The organism is Colwellia sp. MB3u-8, assembly GCF_014076985.1.
GTDB lineage: Bacteria > Pseudomonadota > Gammaproteobacteria > Enterobacterales > Alteromonadaceae > Cognaticolwellia.
In genome coordinates this window covers 35294-52902 of the sequence record NZ_JACGVA010000063.1, presented here as the reverse complement: position 1 = coordinate 52902, position 17609 = coordinate 35294, and the positions used below count along the sequence as shown (strand labels likewise).

The 17609-nt window shown below is 37.7% G+C and carries 14 protein-coding genes; all 14 read right to left on the bottom strand.

Features of this window, described 5'->3' with window-relative positions:
• Positions 1-140: 140 nt before the first annotated feature.
• Positions 141-1544: a sulfate adenylyltransferase subunit CysN gene (gene cysN, locus H4J54_RS09890; protein WP_182190718.1), complete on the bottom strand. Its 1404-nt coding sequence runs from the start codon at positions 1542-1544 to the stop codon at positions 141-143.
• 90 nt (positions 1545-1634) lie between these two features.
• Positions 1635-2534, bottom strand: coding sequence for a sulfate adenylyltransferase subunit CysD (gene cysD / locus H4J54_RS09885; protein ID WP_182190717.1), 900 nt, complete (start codon positions 2532-2534; stop codon positions 1635-1637).
• Positions 2535-2846: 312 nt separating this feature from the next.
• Positions 2847-4496 (bottom strand): glucose-6-phosphate isomerase, encoded by a 1650-nt coding sequence (pgi, locus tag H4J54_RS09880; protein ID WP_182190716.1) that lies wholly within the window; start codon positions 4494-4496, stop codon positions 2847-2849.
• A 340-nt stretch (positions 4497-4836) separates the two neighbouring features.
• Entirely contained in the window at positions 4837-5742 is a 906-nt protein-coding gene (gene galU, locus H4J54_RS09875) for a UTP--glucose-1-phosphate uridylyltransferase GalU (protein ID WP_182190715.1), read from the bottom strand.
• A 301-nt stretch (positions 5743-6043) separates the two neighbouring features.
• Positions 6044-7144 carry a dTDP-glucose 4,6-dehydratase gene (gene rfbB / locus H4J54_RS09870; RefSeq protein WP_182190714.1) on the bottom strand — a complete coding sequence of 367 codons (1101 nt, stop codon included), beginning with the start codon at positions 7142-7144 and terminating at the stop codon, positions 6044-6046.
• 34 nt (positions 7145-7178) lie between these two features.
• Complete coding sequence (rfbD, locus tag H4J54_RS09865) at positions 7179-8075, bottom strand: dTDP-4-dehydrorhamnose reductase (protein ID WP_259367041.1); 897 nt, start codon at positions 8073-8075, stop codon at positions 7179-7181.
• Between the two features lie 23 nt (positions 8076-8098).
• Complete coding sequence (gene rfbC, locus H4J54_RS09860) at positions 8099-8647, bottom strand: dTDP-4-dehydrorhamnose 3,5-epimerase (protein ID WP_182190713.1); 549 nt, start codon at positions 8645-8647, stop codon at positions 8099-8101.
• Positions 8648-8831: 184 nt separating this feature from the next.
• The gene (rfbA, locus tag H4J54_RS09855) at positions 8832-9710 is read right to left on the bottom strand and encodes a glucose-1-phosphate thymidylyltransferase RfbA (protein WP_182190712.1); all 879 of its coding nucleotides are present in this window, start codon (positions 9708-9710) and stop codon (positions 8832-8834) included.
• A gap of 11 nt (positions 9711-9721) precedes the next feature.
• Positions 9722-11908, bottom strand: coding sequence for a DUF1972 domain-containing protein (locus tag H4J54_RS19435; protein ID WP_259367040.1), 2187 nt, complete (start codon positions 11906-11908; stop codon positions 9722-9724).
• The gene (locus H4J54_RS09845; RefSeq protein WP_182190711.1) at positions 11908-13044 is read right to left on the bottom strand and encodes a hypothetical protein; all 1137 of its coding nucleotides are present in this window, start codon (positions 13042-13044) and stop codon (positions 11908-11910) included. The genes H4J54_RS19435 and H4J54_RS09845 overlap by 1 nt, the downstream gene beginning before the upstream one ends.
• Complete coding sequence (locus tag H4J54_RS09840) at positions 13037-14278, bottom strand: polysaccharide pyruvyl transferase family protein (RefSeq protein ID WP_182190710.1); 1242 nt, start codon at positions 14276-14278, stop codon at positions 13037-13039. The genes H4J54_RS09845 and H4J54_RS09840 overlap by 8 nt, the downstream gene beginning before the upstream one ends.
• A 1-nt stretch (position 14279) precedes the next feature.
• Positions 14280-15203 (bottom strand): nitroreductase family protein, encoded by a 924-nt coding sequence (locus H4J54_RS09835; RefSeq protein WP_182190709.1) that lies wholly within the window; start codon positions 15201-15203, stop codon positions 14280-14282.
• A gap of 10 nt (positions 15204-15213) precedes the next feature.
• Complete coding sequence (locus H4J54_RS09830) at positions 15214-16407, bottom strand: hypothetical protein (RefSeq protein WP_182190708.1); 1194 nt, start codon at positions 16405-16407, stop codon at positions 15214-15216.
• Between the two features lie 42 nt (positions 16408-16449).
• Positions 16450-17592, bottom strand: a complete 1143-nt coding sequence (wecB, locus tag H4J54_RS09825; protein WP_182190707.1) for a non-hydrolyzing UDP-N-acetylglucosamine 2-epimerase — start codon at positions 17590-17592, stop codon at positions 16450-16452.
• Between the last annotated feature and the right edge of the window lie 17 nt (positions 17593-17609).

Genomic DNA, 17609 nt, shown 5'->3' with positions numbered 1-17609 from the left:
AAAGCTGTCAGTTACAAGCTTTCAGTTAAAGAATAAATACCAACCTACAGTGATCACTATGCCTTAAACTTATCTTTTAACTTATAACTAAATGTTAACTGAAAGCTGACAGCTTAAAACTGACAGCTAACCTGCTATTCCTATTTCAATAAATCGCGTGCGCCCCAGTGTGGGAAGTGCTTGCGAACTAAGGTGTTAAGTTCTTGCTCAAACGCTGAGTACTGGTGATCTTGCTTGGTTTCAAGTGCACCGTTAATCATACCCGCACCCACAGTAACGTTACTCAATCGGTCAATAATAATAAAAGCACCCGTCGCTGGATTATCACCATAAGCATCAAAATGTAACGCTTCAGCTACTTCAAGTTGAGCAACACCGATTTCATTTAACGCTAATTGGTCAACAGGAAATTCCTCTAAAGTATTAACATCAATACGGTGGTCAATTTTTATTGCGTGCCCTGTGGTGAGCTTACTGCCGTGCTTAATGTAGTATTCACGACCTGGTTCTAATTCGTCTTCATGCATCCAAACAATAGTCGCACTTAGCTCTTTAGCTGAAGTAGGAATACTGCCCTTTTTAACAATCATTTCGCCGCGACTGATGTCAATTTCATCTTCAAGGGTCAAAGTAACCGCCATACCGTGATCGGCGCGATCAATGTTGCCTTCAAAAGTTACAATCGATTTGATCTTACTTTGCTTACCTGATGGCAAGGCAACAATTTCATCACCAACACGAATATGTCCTGAGCCCACTGTGCCAGCAAAGCCTCTAAAATCAAGATTAGGACGGTTAACATACTGTACTTGCAAACGAAATTGGGTAAAGTGATTTTGATCATCAACCTTAATAGTATTTAATAACTTCATTAACGTCGCACCTGGATACCAAGGCATCTTAGTACTTTCGTCAACAACATTATCACCATTAAGCGCTGAAATTGGCACAAAACGCACATCTTCAAAAGCTAGGTCATCAGCAAATTTGCGGTAGTCTTTTTTAATTTCTTGATAACGGTCCTGGCTATAATCAACCAAGTCCATTTTGTTAACCGCTACTAAAACATGTTTAATGCCTAACAAAGAACAAATATAAGAATGACGACGAGTTTGCACTTGCACGCCGTGGCGAGCATCAATCAAAATAATAGCCAGGTCACAAGTTGAAGCGCCCGTAGCCATGTTGCGGGTGTATTGTTCATGGCCTGGTGTGTCGGCAATAATAAATTTACGTTTGTCCGTAGCAAAATAACGATAAGCAACATCAATAGTAATGCCCTGCTCTCGCTCTGACTGCAAGCCGTCAACGAGCAAGGCTAGGTCAATAGCTTCACCGGTAGTGCCCGACTTTTTACTGTCGTTTTTAATCGCCGCTAATTGATCTTCAAAGATCATTTTTGAATCGTGTAATAATCGGCCAATTAATGTGCTTTTGCCATCATCAACGCTACCACAAGTAAAAAAGCGCACCATTTCTTTGTTTTCATGCTGCTTCAAATAAGCTTCAATATCGGTTTCAAGTAAGTCTTCTGTATGACTCATGTTTTTTCCTTGGAAATCTCTACTCGACAAATTGTCGATTTAATTAAAATGCTAACACCGTAAAATAAACTGAAATAAGATGACGAAGTTTTAAAAATAACCTTCCATCTTTTTCTTCTCCATTGAGCCTGCTGAGTCGTGGTCAATCACACGGCCTTGCCGCTCAGAGGTTTTGGTTAATAGCATTTCTTGAATAATTTCAGGTAAGGTGGTTGCGGTTGACTCAACAGCGCCGGTTAACGGATAACAACCTAAGGTTCTAAAGCGCACACTTTTCATTTGCACCACTTCGTCTTTACCAATAGGCATGCGCTCATCGTCAACCATGATTAAAGTGCCATCGCGTTCAACTACTGGGCGTTTTTCAGCTAAATAAAGTGGCACAATTTTAATGCCCTCTAAATAGATGTATTGCCAAATATCAAGCTCGGTCCAATTCGATAATGGAAAAACCCGAATACTTTCGCCTTTATTGACTTTGCCGTTATAAATGTTCCACAGCTCAGGGCGTTGGCTTTTTGGATCCCAGCGATGATTTTTATCACGAAATGAATACACCCGCTCTTTCGCGCGCGATTTTTCTTCGTCACGTCGAGCGCCACCAAAAGCAGCATCAAAACCATATTTATCAAGGGCTTGTTTTAAACCTTGGGTTTTCATCACATCAGTATGCTTAGCACTACCATGCTCGAACGGACTAATATTCATCGCCATACCTTCGGCATTTTTATGCACGAGTAAATCAAAGCCATGTTCTTTCGCCATTTCATCGCGAAAGGCAATCATTTCTTTGAATTTCCAGTTGGTATCAACATGTAATAGCGGAAAAGGTATTTTTCCAGGAGCAAAGGCTTTTCGCGCAAGATGAAGTAACACGGCGGAGTCTTTACCAACCGAGTAAAGCATCACAGGATTATCAAATTCTGCGGCAACTTCGCGCATGATATGAATAGATTCGGCTTCTAACTTTTGTAAATGGGTTAATTGCATTGCTGACCACTAATGTTGGCATGATATTATTGATTATCATCATGCCACAGCAGCAAATCATTATCCATATAACTAAAAGCTTGTTTATACCAAAAAAGTATAAAGAGAAGGAAGATTAAGCTTCTCATTCTAAAAATAAAACCTACGCCAATTCAATTAAGTAACTGGGCTAAGTGGCTAGCTAATGGTAAGTGAGGAAAAATAATCCAGAGCACATGTTTATTGTTCCAGACTAAACATAAGTACCTACATCCCTGTATGCAAAGCAGATATTGTAGATTTAAACCTGCTTAAAATGATCGATTAGTTATTTCAAATAGTAGTAGTTAAGTTACTTTTATAACGGCGAATTAATGCCAGTGACGAAGCAGAAAGCTTTTCGCTGTCAATATCGCCCATCGGCTGCGCCATCACGTTTAATACTTCTTTGCCAAGTTGCTTGCCTAATTCAACGCCCCATTGGTCGTATGAGTTTATCTGCCAAATTACGCCTTGAACAAATATTTTATGCTCATATAGGGCTAATAAAGCGCCAAGGGAGTGGGGATCTAACTGCTGCATTAAAATAGTATTACTTGGGGTATTACCTTTCATGGTTTTATGAGCAGCTAGCCTATTCGCTTCAGCCTCACTAGCGCCAGCATCTAGCATTTCGGCTTTCGCTTGGGCCAAGGTTTTACCTTGCATTAAGGCTTCACTCTGGGCAAAACAATTAGCCACTAAAGCGTCATGATTAGCCAAATGTTTACTCGTTGGGGCAAGAGAAAGAATAAAATCTGTTGGAATAATATCGGCACTTTGATGCATTAATTGCATAAAGGCATGTTGGCCATTCGTGCCTTCCTGACCAAAAACCACGGGGGCGGTTAAATAATTAAGCGTTTTACCGGTAATAGACACCGACTTACCATTACTTTCCATATCGGTTTGCTGCAAATAACCTGGCAAAGCTCTCAGTGCATGGTTATAAGGTAAAATAGCTAAACTAGGGTAACCTAATGCATTTCGATTCCAAATACCCAGCAAGGCCATCATTACCGGCATATTTTGCTCAAACGGTGCATTTTTAAAATGCTCGTCCATGGCATAAGCACCGGCTTTTAAAGCGTTGAAATGGCTATTACCAATAATCAATGCCAGTGGCAAACCCACCGCTGACCATAAAGAAAACCGGCCTCCAACCCAATCCCACATCGGCAAAATATTATCCGCATTAAGTCCAAACGCTGTTGCCGCCTCAATATTACTGCTAACCGCATACCAATGTTGAGCAATAACCTCTGCAGATGAATGATGAGGTTCAGCCAAAGCATTAAGCATCCAGGCTTTAACGATAGTGGCATTAAGCAGGGTTTCTTGCGTAGTAAAGGTTTTAGAAACTACCACAACCAGCGTGGTTGCGGCATTTAATTTAGCAAACTTTTCTTGCGCGGCATCACCATCAACATTAGCCAGCACATGCGCTTTCAAACCTGGCTGATGGTAAGGCACAAGTGCCGACAAAGCCACCTTAACACCGTAGTAAGAGCCGCCAATGCCAATAGCAAGAATATCAGTAAACTTTTCACCAGTAACCGAACACACCTTACCCGAATGTACATCATCAACAATGGCAGCCATTTTAGCGTCAGTGTTAATAACCTCATCAGCTTGCGCCCCTAACACATCAAACTTAACCGAGTCAGGCGCACGTAATACCGTATGCAAAACAGCGCGTTGTTCGGTAGTGTTGATCTTTTCACCCGAAAACTGCGCTGATATTTTGCCCGCAAGATCAACTTGCTCAGCCAAAGTAAATAATGGCGTAAACTCACTATCAACAATATTTTGCTTAGCATAATCTAAGAACAAACCCGCCGCCGAAATGGTATAGTTTTCACTGCGATCACAGTCTGCAAATAGTGAAAAAATATTACGAGTTAATGCCAGTTCAGTAAACTGCGATAAATTAGTTACGTCCATATACCTATACTTTTAATAAATGAGGGTTTAAAGTTTATCTTTTGTAGGTCGGACTTTAGTCCGTCAACCGCCCAGCAAGCAATTACCATGAAGGTTAAAACCCAATAAATAAGCACTAACGCCAGCCATTGGCTAAAGAGCCATAAAACCTGATGGACTAAAGTCCAACCTACATAGGGCCGACAGATCACACCATAAAATTTTCAGCTTAACTTTTGTAGGTTGGACTTTAGTCCGACAACCACAAAAATAAATAAACAAGAAAACCAACCTACAAGTAAACTAACAGCTATACCTGTTTCTTGTTGCTTACTGACAACTGACAGCTAATAACTTAAATCTATGTTTTTTGCATCAACTCAGTTAAATAACTTCTAAAGTCATCAGCCAATTCAGGATGACGTAAACCATATTCAACATTGGCCTTCATATAACCTAACTTAGAACCACAATCATGAGACTTACCCGTCATATGAAAGGCTTCAACGGTTTCTTTTTCCATTAACATAGCAATAGCGTCCGTTAATTGAATTTCGTCACCGGCACCAGGAGGGGTAATTTTTAATAAATCCCAAATTTTTTCAGACAACACATAACGGCCAACCACAGCTAAATTTGACGGTGCGTCTTCCAACGCTGGTTTTTCAACAATAGCTGTCATAGCTTGTGACTCGCCAGGGGCAAGCTCAACACCACCACAATCAACCACACCATAACTACTGACTTGCTCCATTGGCACAGGTTCAACCATAATTTGGCTGTAGCCGCCAACTTCGTTATAACGGGTTAACATCGCCGCTAAATTTTCAGTTTTTAAGTCTGCCGTAGCATCATCTAAAATAACATCAGGTAGCACAACAACAAATGGTTCGTTACCGATGATAGGGCGAGCTTTTAATACCGCATGACCTAAGCCTTTCGCTTCGCCTTGGCGCACATGTAAAATAGTGACGTCTTTGGGACATATTGCTTTAATTTCATCCAGTAACTGGCGCTTAACCCGTTTTTCTAAAGTCGTTTCAAGCTCGAATGATTTATCAAAATGGTTTTCAATCGCGTTTTTAGAAGAGTGTGTCACTAAAACAATTTCTTTAATGCCAGCTGCAATACATTCATTCACTATGTATTGAATAAGTGGTTTATCAACAATCGGTAGCATTTCTTTTGGAATAGCTTTTGTTGCTGGCAACATCCGTGTACCTAAACCGGCTACAGGTATTACCGCTTTTTTGATCTTGTTTGGCATTTTTATCCTTATTGGCAATTTCTATTCATTGTATAGCTTGATTATCTACTAGTCATGACATTTATAGCTGAAAAATTTTAAGTCATACTGTCTAACAATAGGATAGTTACTGCACTTGAAAATAACCTTCAAATGGTTACAAAAAGTGTCACCTAAAGCTAAAAAATACAGTATCACTCAAATTTAAACCCACAAAACTTATCACAACAATACGATAATTTAATATAAAAAAGGCCGGAAGCCCGACCTTTAAATTATAACGATTATATATATTTCAAATATTTTTAGCTACCGGCAGAACTTATGAATATTGCTCTGCTATCCAGTTTTGGTATGAGCCATCCATCACACTTTGCCACCAAGACTCATTATTTAAATACCAAGCAACGGTTTTAGCAATACCGGTTTCAAATGACTCTTTCGGTTTATAGCTCAACTCATTGTTGGTTTTAGTCGCGTCAATGGCATAACGACGGTCATGACCCAGCCGGTCTTTCACATAAGTAATAAGTGATTCAGTGTTTTGCGCCATCGCCGCTTTAGCCGCAGGAAAACGAGTAGCTAGCTCTTTGTTTTTAATGAATTCTTGTTCAACCAATTTTGAAATGGTTTTAACAATATCAATATTGGCCCATTCATTATCGCCACCAATATTATAATTTTCACCAACTCGACCATCTTGTAATACTAAATCAATACCGTAAGCGTGGTCTTCAACGTATAACCAATCACGAATTTGTTGGCCATCGCCGTAAATTGGCAAGGCTTTATCATGCAAAATATTAGTAATCACTAAAGGAATAAGCTTTTCAGGAAAATGAAACGGCCCATAATTATTTGAACAATTACTTGTAGTCACATTTAAACCATAAGTATGGTGATAAGCTCGCACTAAATGATCACTAGCGGCTTTACTCGCCGAATAAGGTGAATTAGGCGCATAAGCCGTGTCTTCGGTAAAAGCAGGGTCGGTAGGTGAAAGCGTACCATAAACTTCATCAGTAGACACATGATGAAACCTATGTCCTGCAAGAATACTTTCGCCGTCTAACCACACTTTTTTAGCCGCTTTAAGTAAGCTATAAGTGCCGATAATATTGGTTTCGATAAAGGCATCAGGACCTGTAATAGAACGGTCAACGTGAGATTCTGCCGCAAAATGCACTAAAGTATCAATACCGTGTTCAACCAGTAATGTTTCAATTAAGGCTTGGTCACAAATATTGCCATGGACAAAAGTAAAATTAGCATCGTCTTTTACGCTATCTAAGTTAGCAATATTGCCCGCGTAAGTTAGCGCGTCAAGTACCACAACTTTATCGGCTGAATATTTTGTCATCCAATAATGTACAAAATTAGCGCCAATAAAACCTGCACCACCTGTAACTAATAATTTTTTCATAAAAATCTCGAATTAATAATATAATATAATTTAACTAGGCTTCGCGTTCAGTTTTTAACGCTGTCATCATATGTTTTAACTGTTCTTGCCAATGCATTAACGAAAGCTCCGGCAAAACGTTAACTAAACTGCTTTTATCCAGCACACTATAATGCGGGCGTTTAGCTGGCGTTGGGTATTGCGCAGTAGTAATAGGTTTAATGGCTATTTTTTTATCTAATAAACCAAGTTCAACACCGATATTTTGAATAGCGACAGCGAAATCAAACCAACTCGCCACTCCGGTATCAGTATAGTGATGAACACCCATAACTTGGTTAGTTAAACTGGCAATGCAGGCTTGCGCTAAGCCTTTTGCGTAAGTTGGCGTGCCAATTTGATCACAAATAACACCCAGTTCAGGTTTAGATGCCATTAAATTCAGCATAGTTTTTACAAAATTATTACCGTGCGTTGAATACACCCAAGACGTGCGAATAATAGCGCTATGCTCGGGATAAATATCGACAATTAACTGCTCACCTTGCGCTTTACTCGTGCCATAAACACCTAGCGGATTTATGTCATCACCGGGTAAGTAAGGTGCACCTTTATCACCATGAAAAACAAAATCTGTTGATATATGCACAAATGGCACGGATAACGTTTTACACGCTTGCGCTAAGTTACCCACAGCGGTGGCATTAAGCGCAAAAGCATTTTCAACATCACTCTCTGCTTTATCAACAGCGGTGTAAGCTGATGCATTAATAACACCATCGGCGTTATACTGCTTAAAAGCGTTAACGAGTGCAGGAACGTCTTGCAAGTCAACATCGTCGCGACCTAAACAGACTATTGTTTGTTCAGGTGTGGAAAGTTGACTTAATTCCCAGGCAAGTTGACCAGACTTGCCAATAACGATTATTTTCATTGTGTTGTTATCTGTCATTATTTATCAATTTAGCTAAGTATTTATTTAAATGTTGGCGCATTCTTGAACAACTGCCCGACTTCATCTTTTGCAGATAAAGAAGGTTTATTGCCATCGCGTAACGGCCATTGAATATTTAACGCAGGGTCATTCCATAACAAAGACACTTCATGCTCAGGGGCATAATAATCGGTACATTTGTAAACAAACTCTGCCGAGTCACTCATGACATAAAAGCCATGCGCAAAACCTTCTGGCACCCATAACTGGCGCTTATTTTCGCCAGAAAGTACCACGCCAACATGCTGGCCATATGTGGGTGATGATTTACGCATATCAACCGCAACATCATAAACTTCGCCTGATGTTACCCTAACTAATTTGCCCTGCGTATTTTTCAGCTGATAATGCAAACCACGTAAAATTCCGTGACTTGATTTGCTGTGGTTGTCTTGCACAAAAGTTTGCTCTGCACAGTGCTTAGTAAACTCGTCAACACGAAAGGTTTCCATAAAAAAACCACGTTCATCACCAAACACATTCGGTTCGATTATTTTAACATCCGCAATAGCAGTATCTATATAATTCATAAAATCCCATCAAAACTTTAAAATCAACTTATGTAGGGGCGAATTCATTCGCCGTGGCAAAACCTAATCATAAATCCAAAAAGCGACTAAAGTCGCCCCTACAAGGAGCTAAAAGAAAAACCAAAAGCTCTTTTGTTAAAAACCTCTTTCATTTCTCCTTCTTTCCTCCCTGTAAAGCAGGCTCCTAAAAAACCCGCTCTTCAATCAGTTTGATTAAATATTCACCATAACCACTTTTACGTAAAGGCTGTGCTATTTCACGCAATTTCTCTTCACTTAACCAACCATTACGATAAGCGACTTCTTCAGGGCAATTCACTTTCAAGCCTTGGCGCTTTTCTATTGTAGAAATAAAATTAGCAGCGGCGAGTAAATCATCATGGGTACCAGTATCAAGCCAAGCAGTACCACGGCCCATAATTTCAACTTTTAACTCGCCCGCTTTTAAGTATTGATCAATAACATCAGTTATCTCTAATTCGCCACGCGGCGAAGGCTTAACATTTTTAGCGAATTCAACTACCCGAGAGTCAAAAAAGTACAAGCCTGGTATGGCATAATTTGACTTGGGTATTAGAGGTTTTTCTTCTATTGAAATAGCCGTACCTGCAGCATCAAATTCAACCACCCCATAGGATTTTGGATTAGACACATGATAGCCAAATACCGTACCGCCAGAAGTCTGTGCATTAGCATTTTGCAATGACTTAGTTAAATCATGGCCGTAGAACATATTATCGCCAAGCACTAATGCGGCCGCAGCGCCTGCAAGAAATTCTTCAGCCAAAATAAAGGCTTGCGCTAAACCATCTGGGCTAGGTTGCTCTTTATAAGAGATTGAAACACCGAAGTTTTCGCCATTGCCCAATAACTCCTCAAAACGATGAGTTTCTTCGGGCGTAGAAATAATAAGTATTTCTCTAATGCCTGCTTGCATTAAGGTAGCAAGCGGGTAGTAAACCATGGGTTTATCGTAAACAGGCATCAACTGTTTACTAACTACTTTTGTGAGTGGATAGAGGCGAGTGCCGCTGCCACCGGCTAAAATAATCCCTTTTCTCATAATTCTCTCTTTTATTTGAACAAACTAAAATACTGATCTTTTACTATTTTCCAAGTATAACGACGCTCTGCTATTTCTCGCATGCTACTTCCATTACTTAAAGAAGCTGAGTTTTGAATCAATTCAACTAAATCTACAATATTGAAAAAGAATTGAGCTTTATTTTCAGTTGATGCTCTGTTGTAGTTGCAATCAAACGCGATGATATTTTTATTAAAGTGCATCATTTCAACTAAAGAAGGATTAGTACCTCCCGCTGAATGCCCATGCACATACAAACTACATTTTTGTCTAATTTCAAAAAGCGTTTTAATATCGTAAATCGGATTGATAATTTCTATATTCTTAAACTGAACATATTTAGACTTCATGGCTCGACCAAACTCACTATTGTCCCAGTTACCAATGAATTTTAATGCTTTATCTGTTTGGCTAAATGCTTCTAAAATTAATTCAACATTATTTTCAGGCTCTATTCTACATAAAGCTAAAGCGTAACCCGCATCTGAAAGGTTTAAATCAGTAATAACCGCGTGATCTCCGCCATAAGCAATAACTTCGGCTTCCATGCCATATTCTTCAAGAACATAGTCTGCAATACCTTTGTTGTCGGCCACAACAACATCTGAATATTTTACCGCTAATTTTTCTGAAAACTTTAAAAACTTTTTAGCTAACGTTCCCCATTTATCTCTTCGCCATTCCAAACCATCAATATTAGTGATAACTCTCGCTTTAGTCAGCAACTTTAGAATAGGCAAACAAATCGCGCCTGAAACGCCCAATAATAAAATATCATCTGTTTTTTTCATAGCAGCATGGCATAAAGACCAAATATCATAAGGGATACTTTGTACACCATTCGCGTTTAAAGGAATGTAATGTAGATGAGCATTTTTGTGTTTTTGGGGCTTTTCACTATAACTTTTCGATGAACAATAAACTGTAACTAGCTTATTTTTATCATTTTCATCGAGTAAGTTTTCAACTAGAGTTTCAAATCCCCCATAACAGGCTGGAACACCAACTGTGCCAATAATAGCAATTCTATTATTAGCATTTTTTTTAGCGTCTGTGTTTCCGTGAATTGCTGTTAACATTCGTTTAAAATCCACTCTCTTATTAATATAATATTCTGAGTAATTTTCTTGCCAGTAGCTACTAAGTAACTCACTTTCCAAAATCGAACGATTTTCTAGAAAATTTAATAGGCGATGAATAACATCCGTTGGAGAGTCAACGGACACATCAATAGATATACCAGAATTTAATTCCTCAATTACTTTGAATTGAGGAATTATTTCAGAGGTTATAATTGGGGTATTAAAATACAAATGCTCATAATATTTATTTGGCGCAGCATACCTATGAAGCGGAATGGATGGACAGTAATATGCCCAAGTAAAGTCTACTTTGTTATATAATTCAGGTAATGTATCAGCATTAAAACCACCCGCAAAACTTATATTGTCATATTCTGTTGAAATGTTAACTAATTCAGTTTCCATAGCCCCTTGTCCAGCAAACAATACTGAAATCGTATTAGGAAACTTCTTAGCTAAGGAGATAAGAAATTCTAGCCCTCTTGAGCCGTAATCAAGGGTACCAAAATAACCGATTAAACATTCCCCTTGTTTTCTATCTTCTTTAGAGTTGGCTGGAACAAAAGAGTAATTTGGTACGTTTTCAACAATAAAAGCTTCTTTAGAAATTGCACCTTTGCCTAGCATGTCATTATAGTATTGCATCCTACAGTCATGTGGAACCATTAATATATCGGCATTGCGCGCTAATCGACACTCTAACCAATCAATTAACTTAGCCATATTCTTCAAACTACGTTTAGTTTGCGCAAATGGATCTACTATATCAAAAATCGCGGTAGCGCCTTTGATTTTTGCTGCTAACCCTCCAAACAAAACTGTTTCAAGATCCATAAAGATAATTACGTCACCTTTCTTGGCTTGAGTAAATACCAAATATGGCACCCAAAATAGAAATAAAAAGTATTTAATAGATCTAACTATTGCATGTCCTGATTTACTAAACGGAAAATTAAAAGCATTATCATGTTTAACCAAAGAAGGTTCTTTTTCCCAAGTACAGCTATACGATAACCCTTTATCACCAAACCCCATATTTCGTTTAGTTCTTGAGTCTGCGTCTAAAGGTAAACTTCTAAATACAAATAACCTCATTATTTTAATGCCTTTAATAAATATAGAGCGGGAATAAATGCAACAGGCTGATTACTGGTTGCCGTAAGTAGTGATAAAACAATAAAAAAAGCAAGAAACTTCTTTTCAACATCATGATCAATTTTAAAAAAAGAATATATAATAAAAGCGATTACAATAAAGTAATATATTTTTAATTCACTGAATCTAGCCAATATACTTGACTCTATTCCTGGGCCAGAATTTACACCTGCTGTCATTATTTTTACAGCAATACTGTTACTACCTAGAGGCTCGGGGATATATGACAAAAGATTACTTTCAATTGCTAACGTAAAAGCATGAAAGTGACCGAGTATGCTTGCTAAATGATATTTCAGAAGACCTAAAGGAATAGTTGAATAATAAGATACTAACAAAAAGTACAATGGGAAAAGGGCTGTTAAGCCTAATATTGTAGGAAGTTTCCACTTTGATCTTACAAGGTAAAAGCCTAACGAAAAAACAATAACTTTCGTCATAGTAAAAGCAATTACAATTAATGCCATAGCTTTGACAAATAACTTCCCTTTTACAATCCTGTGATCGAAGAAAAAACAGCATGCTAGTAATGTACAAAGTAAATTAGGAGAGTACAGTGGCGCCCCAATTCTTTCACCCATTAGCCCATTCGATAAGTTTATATCTACCCCTTTATTTGAATAATAACTGCTGGTTCTGAAAATAGATTCGAGTACATTCATGCCTAGAACATTTGTTGTCACAGCATCAGCGATTGCTATACCCAAGACGAAATAAATAAAAAGAAAGATCTCGTTCTTACTTACCTTTAAGTCACTGGATGAATGAATAAGTTCGATTAATAAAACAAGTAAAAAGATATCTCGCATGCCATATATAAAGCCAAGTACTTCATAGCCTTGTATCCCCTCAGCAAATGGTGCAGCACCATATAGTGCAATAACTCCGATAAATGCAAGCGATAGATAAGATCTATTAAAAACTAATAAAACGAGTAAAAGTAGCATCCAAGACTCTCGAACAGCCATAAATGCCATGCTAAGGCTAGAAAACCATGCCACTAAAAAGTTAGTAAGTAGATAGCCCCATGTTGTCCAAAAAAAAATCAAACGCCTTAGTGATATAGAATTAGTCATATAAAGAAGTTTTTAAATTTTCTATAAGTTGCTCTGCAAATAAAGCACTTTTGTCTGACTGACTATGAATCTGCTTTTGAGCATTGACTGTTTCCGAAGATATTTGTTTAATGATTTTAGCCTCACAGCCAATCACGTCTTGATGAACATAATTTTCAAAGCCAAACATTGACATGAAGTAACGCGTTTTCTCATGATAAGCAATCGCAATTGTCGGAATTTCTAACGCTAAACCGTAAATAACCGAATGAGTCTTATGGCCTATGATAAAAGAAGCGCTCTTAAACAAGGTTAGTGTATCTTTAGGGCTTTTATCTTCGTCAACAAAACGCACACCATTTCCACCCACTTCATTAACAATAGCATTTAAAAATGCCCTTTCATCACCACCAAAGCCTTTGTACTGCATTGGAATAAATACAACTTCAAAACCCTTATCTTTAATTTCTTGGGTAATGCGAACCCATGATTCTTTATAAGCCGCTAAATATTTTTCGTCTGAAATACCGGCAGTATAAACAGCGCAACAAACATAAGGTACCTCTGCAACTTCAATAATATTTTTCACCAATTTATTTGATAAAAAGACGCTGTCAGGAGCTTTAACCGTAGGTGCACTAGAAGTGGATTTAACACAAGCTTCACTTAAGTCATCACGAACAAATATTTGACTACACGCATTAAATACACGACCCATAGCTTTTTTAGAATAAGGAGCTGCAGTATCAATAGGACCTATAGATTGCGACCACATTACAGGCTGATGGCCATATAAATCAGCCAATGCCATAGAGACCAATTGTGGATTTACACAATCTTTTTCTAATACGTTCGAAATATGATGCCCACCCGTACATATTACTTTATCTGCTTCTTTAAAGGTTTTAATTAACTTTGAACCAAAAAACGTTACCGCAAGAGCTTTAGCTAAATTATCATGTTTATTTGCATAAAGAGATAAGAATGCTTTGTAGAGTACTTTACGCATTAACATAAAGTTCGCACGCCTCATCACATTTTTTACAAAACCAACTTCAGGCGTTTTAAAAATTTTACCACCTGGCCAGCATACGGCGTCAACCTCTTTCTTCGCCCAAAATGGCGCTATACCGTCACTACAAGAAACAATAACTTCATTATTATTCGAAACAATATCCAAACATTGAGTCAAATAATAAAGCACACTATTGTCCCCTTTATTATGTGAACAATGATTTAATATAAAAACTTTCATCCTATCTCTCTACTATGTATTCAAGTGTGTTTTTCTTTCCTGGAGCCGGCGCCCCACCATTTGGTATACCTATGATGACATTAAACGCAATTTCGCAATGCTCTGGTATATTCAATAAATATCTTAACGTATCATTTTCATTTTTATCCGCATGAGACCAATTTAACACACAAGCACCCAAGCCAAGTGCATGGACCATGAGTAGCGCATTTTGAAAGCCAAGCGTAGCATCTATCATGCCCGTTAATGATTCCTGTGGTAAATGGTAAGAACGAGTATCATAACAAACAGAAACAAACGCATGTTTACCTGAAATTGCTGTAGCCCCCTTATTCTGTTTGGTGCATTGACGAGCTAACTCTTCATTTAAAGTAAAATAGTTAACAATTGTTTGTCTATTACAACTTGATGGCGCCCATATTGTCGCCTCTAATATCTTGGTAATATCAGCTAAGCTCGGTGTTTTATGCTCCTGAAAGTGACGTAACGTTCTTCTTTCTTTAAAAAGATGTAATAACTGTTCACTAGTTATATCGTTGTCTTTAATAAAAGAGAAATTACTATATCCATCAGCAATTCTGTCTTGTTGCAAATCACGATGTAAACTAAGAATTTCTTGCGCCCACTCAGCCGAAGCACACTCCCTTTCTTTTAAATCAAGTAACTCATTTAAACGCATCGCAATAGGAAGGCTATGACCAGCTTCTCTATTTGGTGATTGCAAACCTTTATCTACCATGTGCCCATACTTTCTTAATGCGCCAGAATTGTCACCACGATAATCAGGGTCTTGCTGCCATGCGGCTTTATTAATATAAGCAATTTTTCGTTTGAGTGATTCACTAACAATCAAAAGCCTAGGTCGCATTCTAATGAAATTATAAATAGATATAGGTAGCAATTTTTTTAGAATATTTTTTAACATTTTAATTTTCTTATATTTTTTCTTGTTTAAGTGACCAAAAATATCTAATTATGAAGGTTATCGTAAGCGAAATACATAACGAATAAATAGAAATCAAACTAAAGCTGAACCCTAAGTTCAAACCAACTAATACCGATAAAACATACACAACAAAACCAATAAACATTGATGGTGAAATAATGGTTAAATTCTTTTCCGCGACAAAGTAGTGTGACATCAAATAAATACTAAAAAACATATAAAATAGAAAAATGAATACAGCAACATTGTTAAAAGCAACATCACAAACACCACAACTAACACTTAATTTTACTACTCTGGCAATAGATTCAAATACAAAATATCCTATTATACTTACAACAAAAAAACTGGGTATAAACAGGGTTAAAAAAGCGTGTTTTATTTTCCCGTAGCTGCGCTTATTGTGCTCAAAAGTATTAACAATTCTTTTTTGGAAAACTAATGCCAACAACGACGATACGGTTGATATCGCAACAACAAAACGAAAGAGTAACGCCATTTCGTTATAATCTTGCACGTCAGTTATCAGTCTATAGCCAATAACGATCGGGACGTTAAAGTAAAAATACCACAATAAATTATTAGGGATTAAAGGGAACGATATTCGATACCAAAATGGTAGTACTCGTTTTATAGATTTGATTAACTTAACGCTTGACCATGAAATTTTTACTTCACATTTCACCAATAAAAGCATTGTCATTATCGCATAGGTAATAGCTTCAGAAAATAAAAGCTGACTTAACGATAATTCTAATTCTAAATACTTGCTAAAAGCAAACAGCGTTAAATACAAAAGACCCGGTAACATATAAATACAAAAAACCAGTCTTTCATTAATTTTTGCCCTTGCGTACTCTGATACCACAATAAAAACGGCAACAATAACTGACATAAAAAAAGCGGAGACGATTATGTTAGCCGAACTTAAAGTACTAATAAAAGCCAACAAGGCTAGAAAAAGTAGCGGATAAAAGACAGACAGCAGGCAATGTAAATTTTTCGTAAATGCACTATTTAAACCACAACGAAAAAACGTTGTGCCTAATTGCATAGAAAGCAACTGACTACAAAACTGCCATACCGCAAAATACAATACATATTGCTTAAAGTCATTTGCATTGGTAATGCTAGGTAATAAGAAAAAACCTGCTAATGCCATGCCACGTGAAGCAATTAACACCAATATATTACTTAAATACCTCATAAATTAACAGTAGAGTACTTAAGTACTGATGAGTGAATTTAGTATTCTGTGAGAAGCTTCACCATCACCATAAGGGTTATGTGCAAAACTCATTTCTTTATACGCTACATCATCGTCCATTAATGCATTAATCGCTAATGTCATCATTCCAACATCAGTACCAACTAATTTAACGGTCCCTGCTGCAACAGCTTCTGGGCGTTCAGTAGTTTCTCGCATTACTAGAACTGGTTTCCCTAACGACGGTGCTTCTTCTTGAATACCACCTGAATCAGTTAAAATGATGTGTGCACGCATCATTAAGTAGATAAAAGGCAAATACTGTTGAGGCTCAATAAGAAAAATATTATCGATTCCTTTTAATATACGATTCACTGGTTCTCGAACATTAGGGTTTAAATGCATCGGATATAAAATTTGAACATTTGGGTATCGTTTAGCCGTAATCGCTAATGCTTCACAAATACGCTCAAAACCACCACCAAAACTTTCACGTCGATGACCGGTGACTAAAATTAACTTTTTCTTGTTTTTTTCTGATGGCTCTTCAAGCATAGGGAAAGAAGCAGCGAGTGTCGCGTTTAACTCAACATCGTTATCAATCTTCTCTTTAACCATCAGTAAAGCGTCAATAACCGTGTTACCCGTCACTACAATATTGTCTTGCGCATAATTTTCATCAAGTAGATTTTGCTGCGAGGTTATCGTTGGAGCAAAATGATATTTGGCTAATGCGCCGGTAAGCTTTCTATTACCTTCTTCCGGCCAAGGAGAATATAAATTACCGGTTCTAAGACCTGCTTCAACATGCCCCACGGCAATTTGCTCATAATAAGCGGCAAGGCTAGCAGCAAAAGTCGTTGCCGTATCACCATGCACCAGCACAACATCGGGTTTAAATTCTTGCAGTACCGTTTTTAACTCTAGTAAAATACGTGCTGTTATATCGTTCAGTGTTTGACCTGGTTTCATTAAATTAAGATCGTAATCTGGCGTTATTTCAAATAGGTCAAGAACTTGATCTAGCATTTCTCGATGCTGCGCTGTTACACATACTTTTGCATCGAAGCGGGGATCATTTGCTAAAGCATGAACAAGAGGTGCCATTTTTATGGCTTCCGGGCGCGTTCCAAATACGGACAAAATACGTTTTTTAGTCATAATAACTATTTACTCAG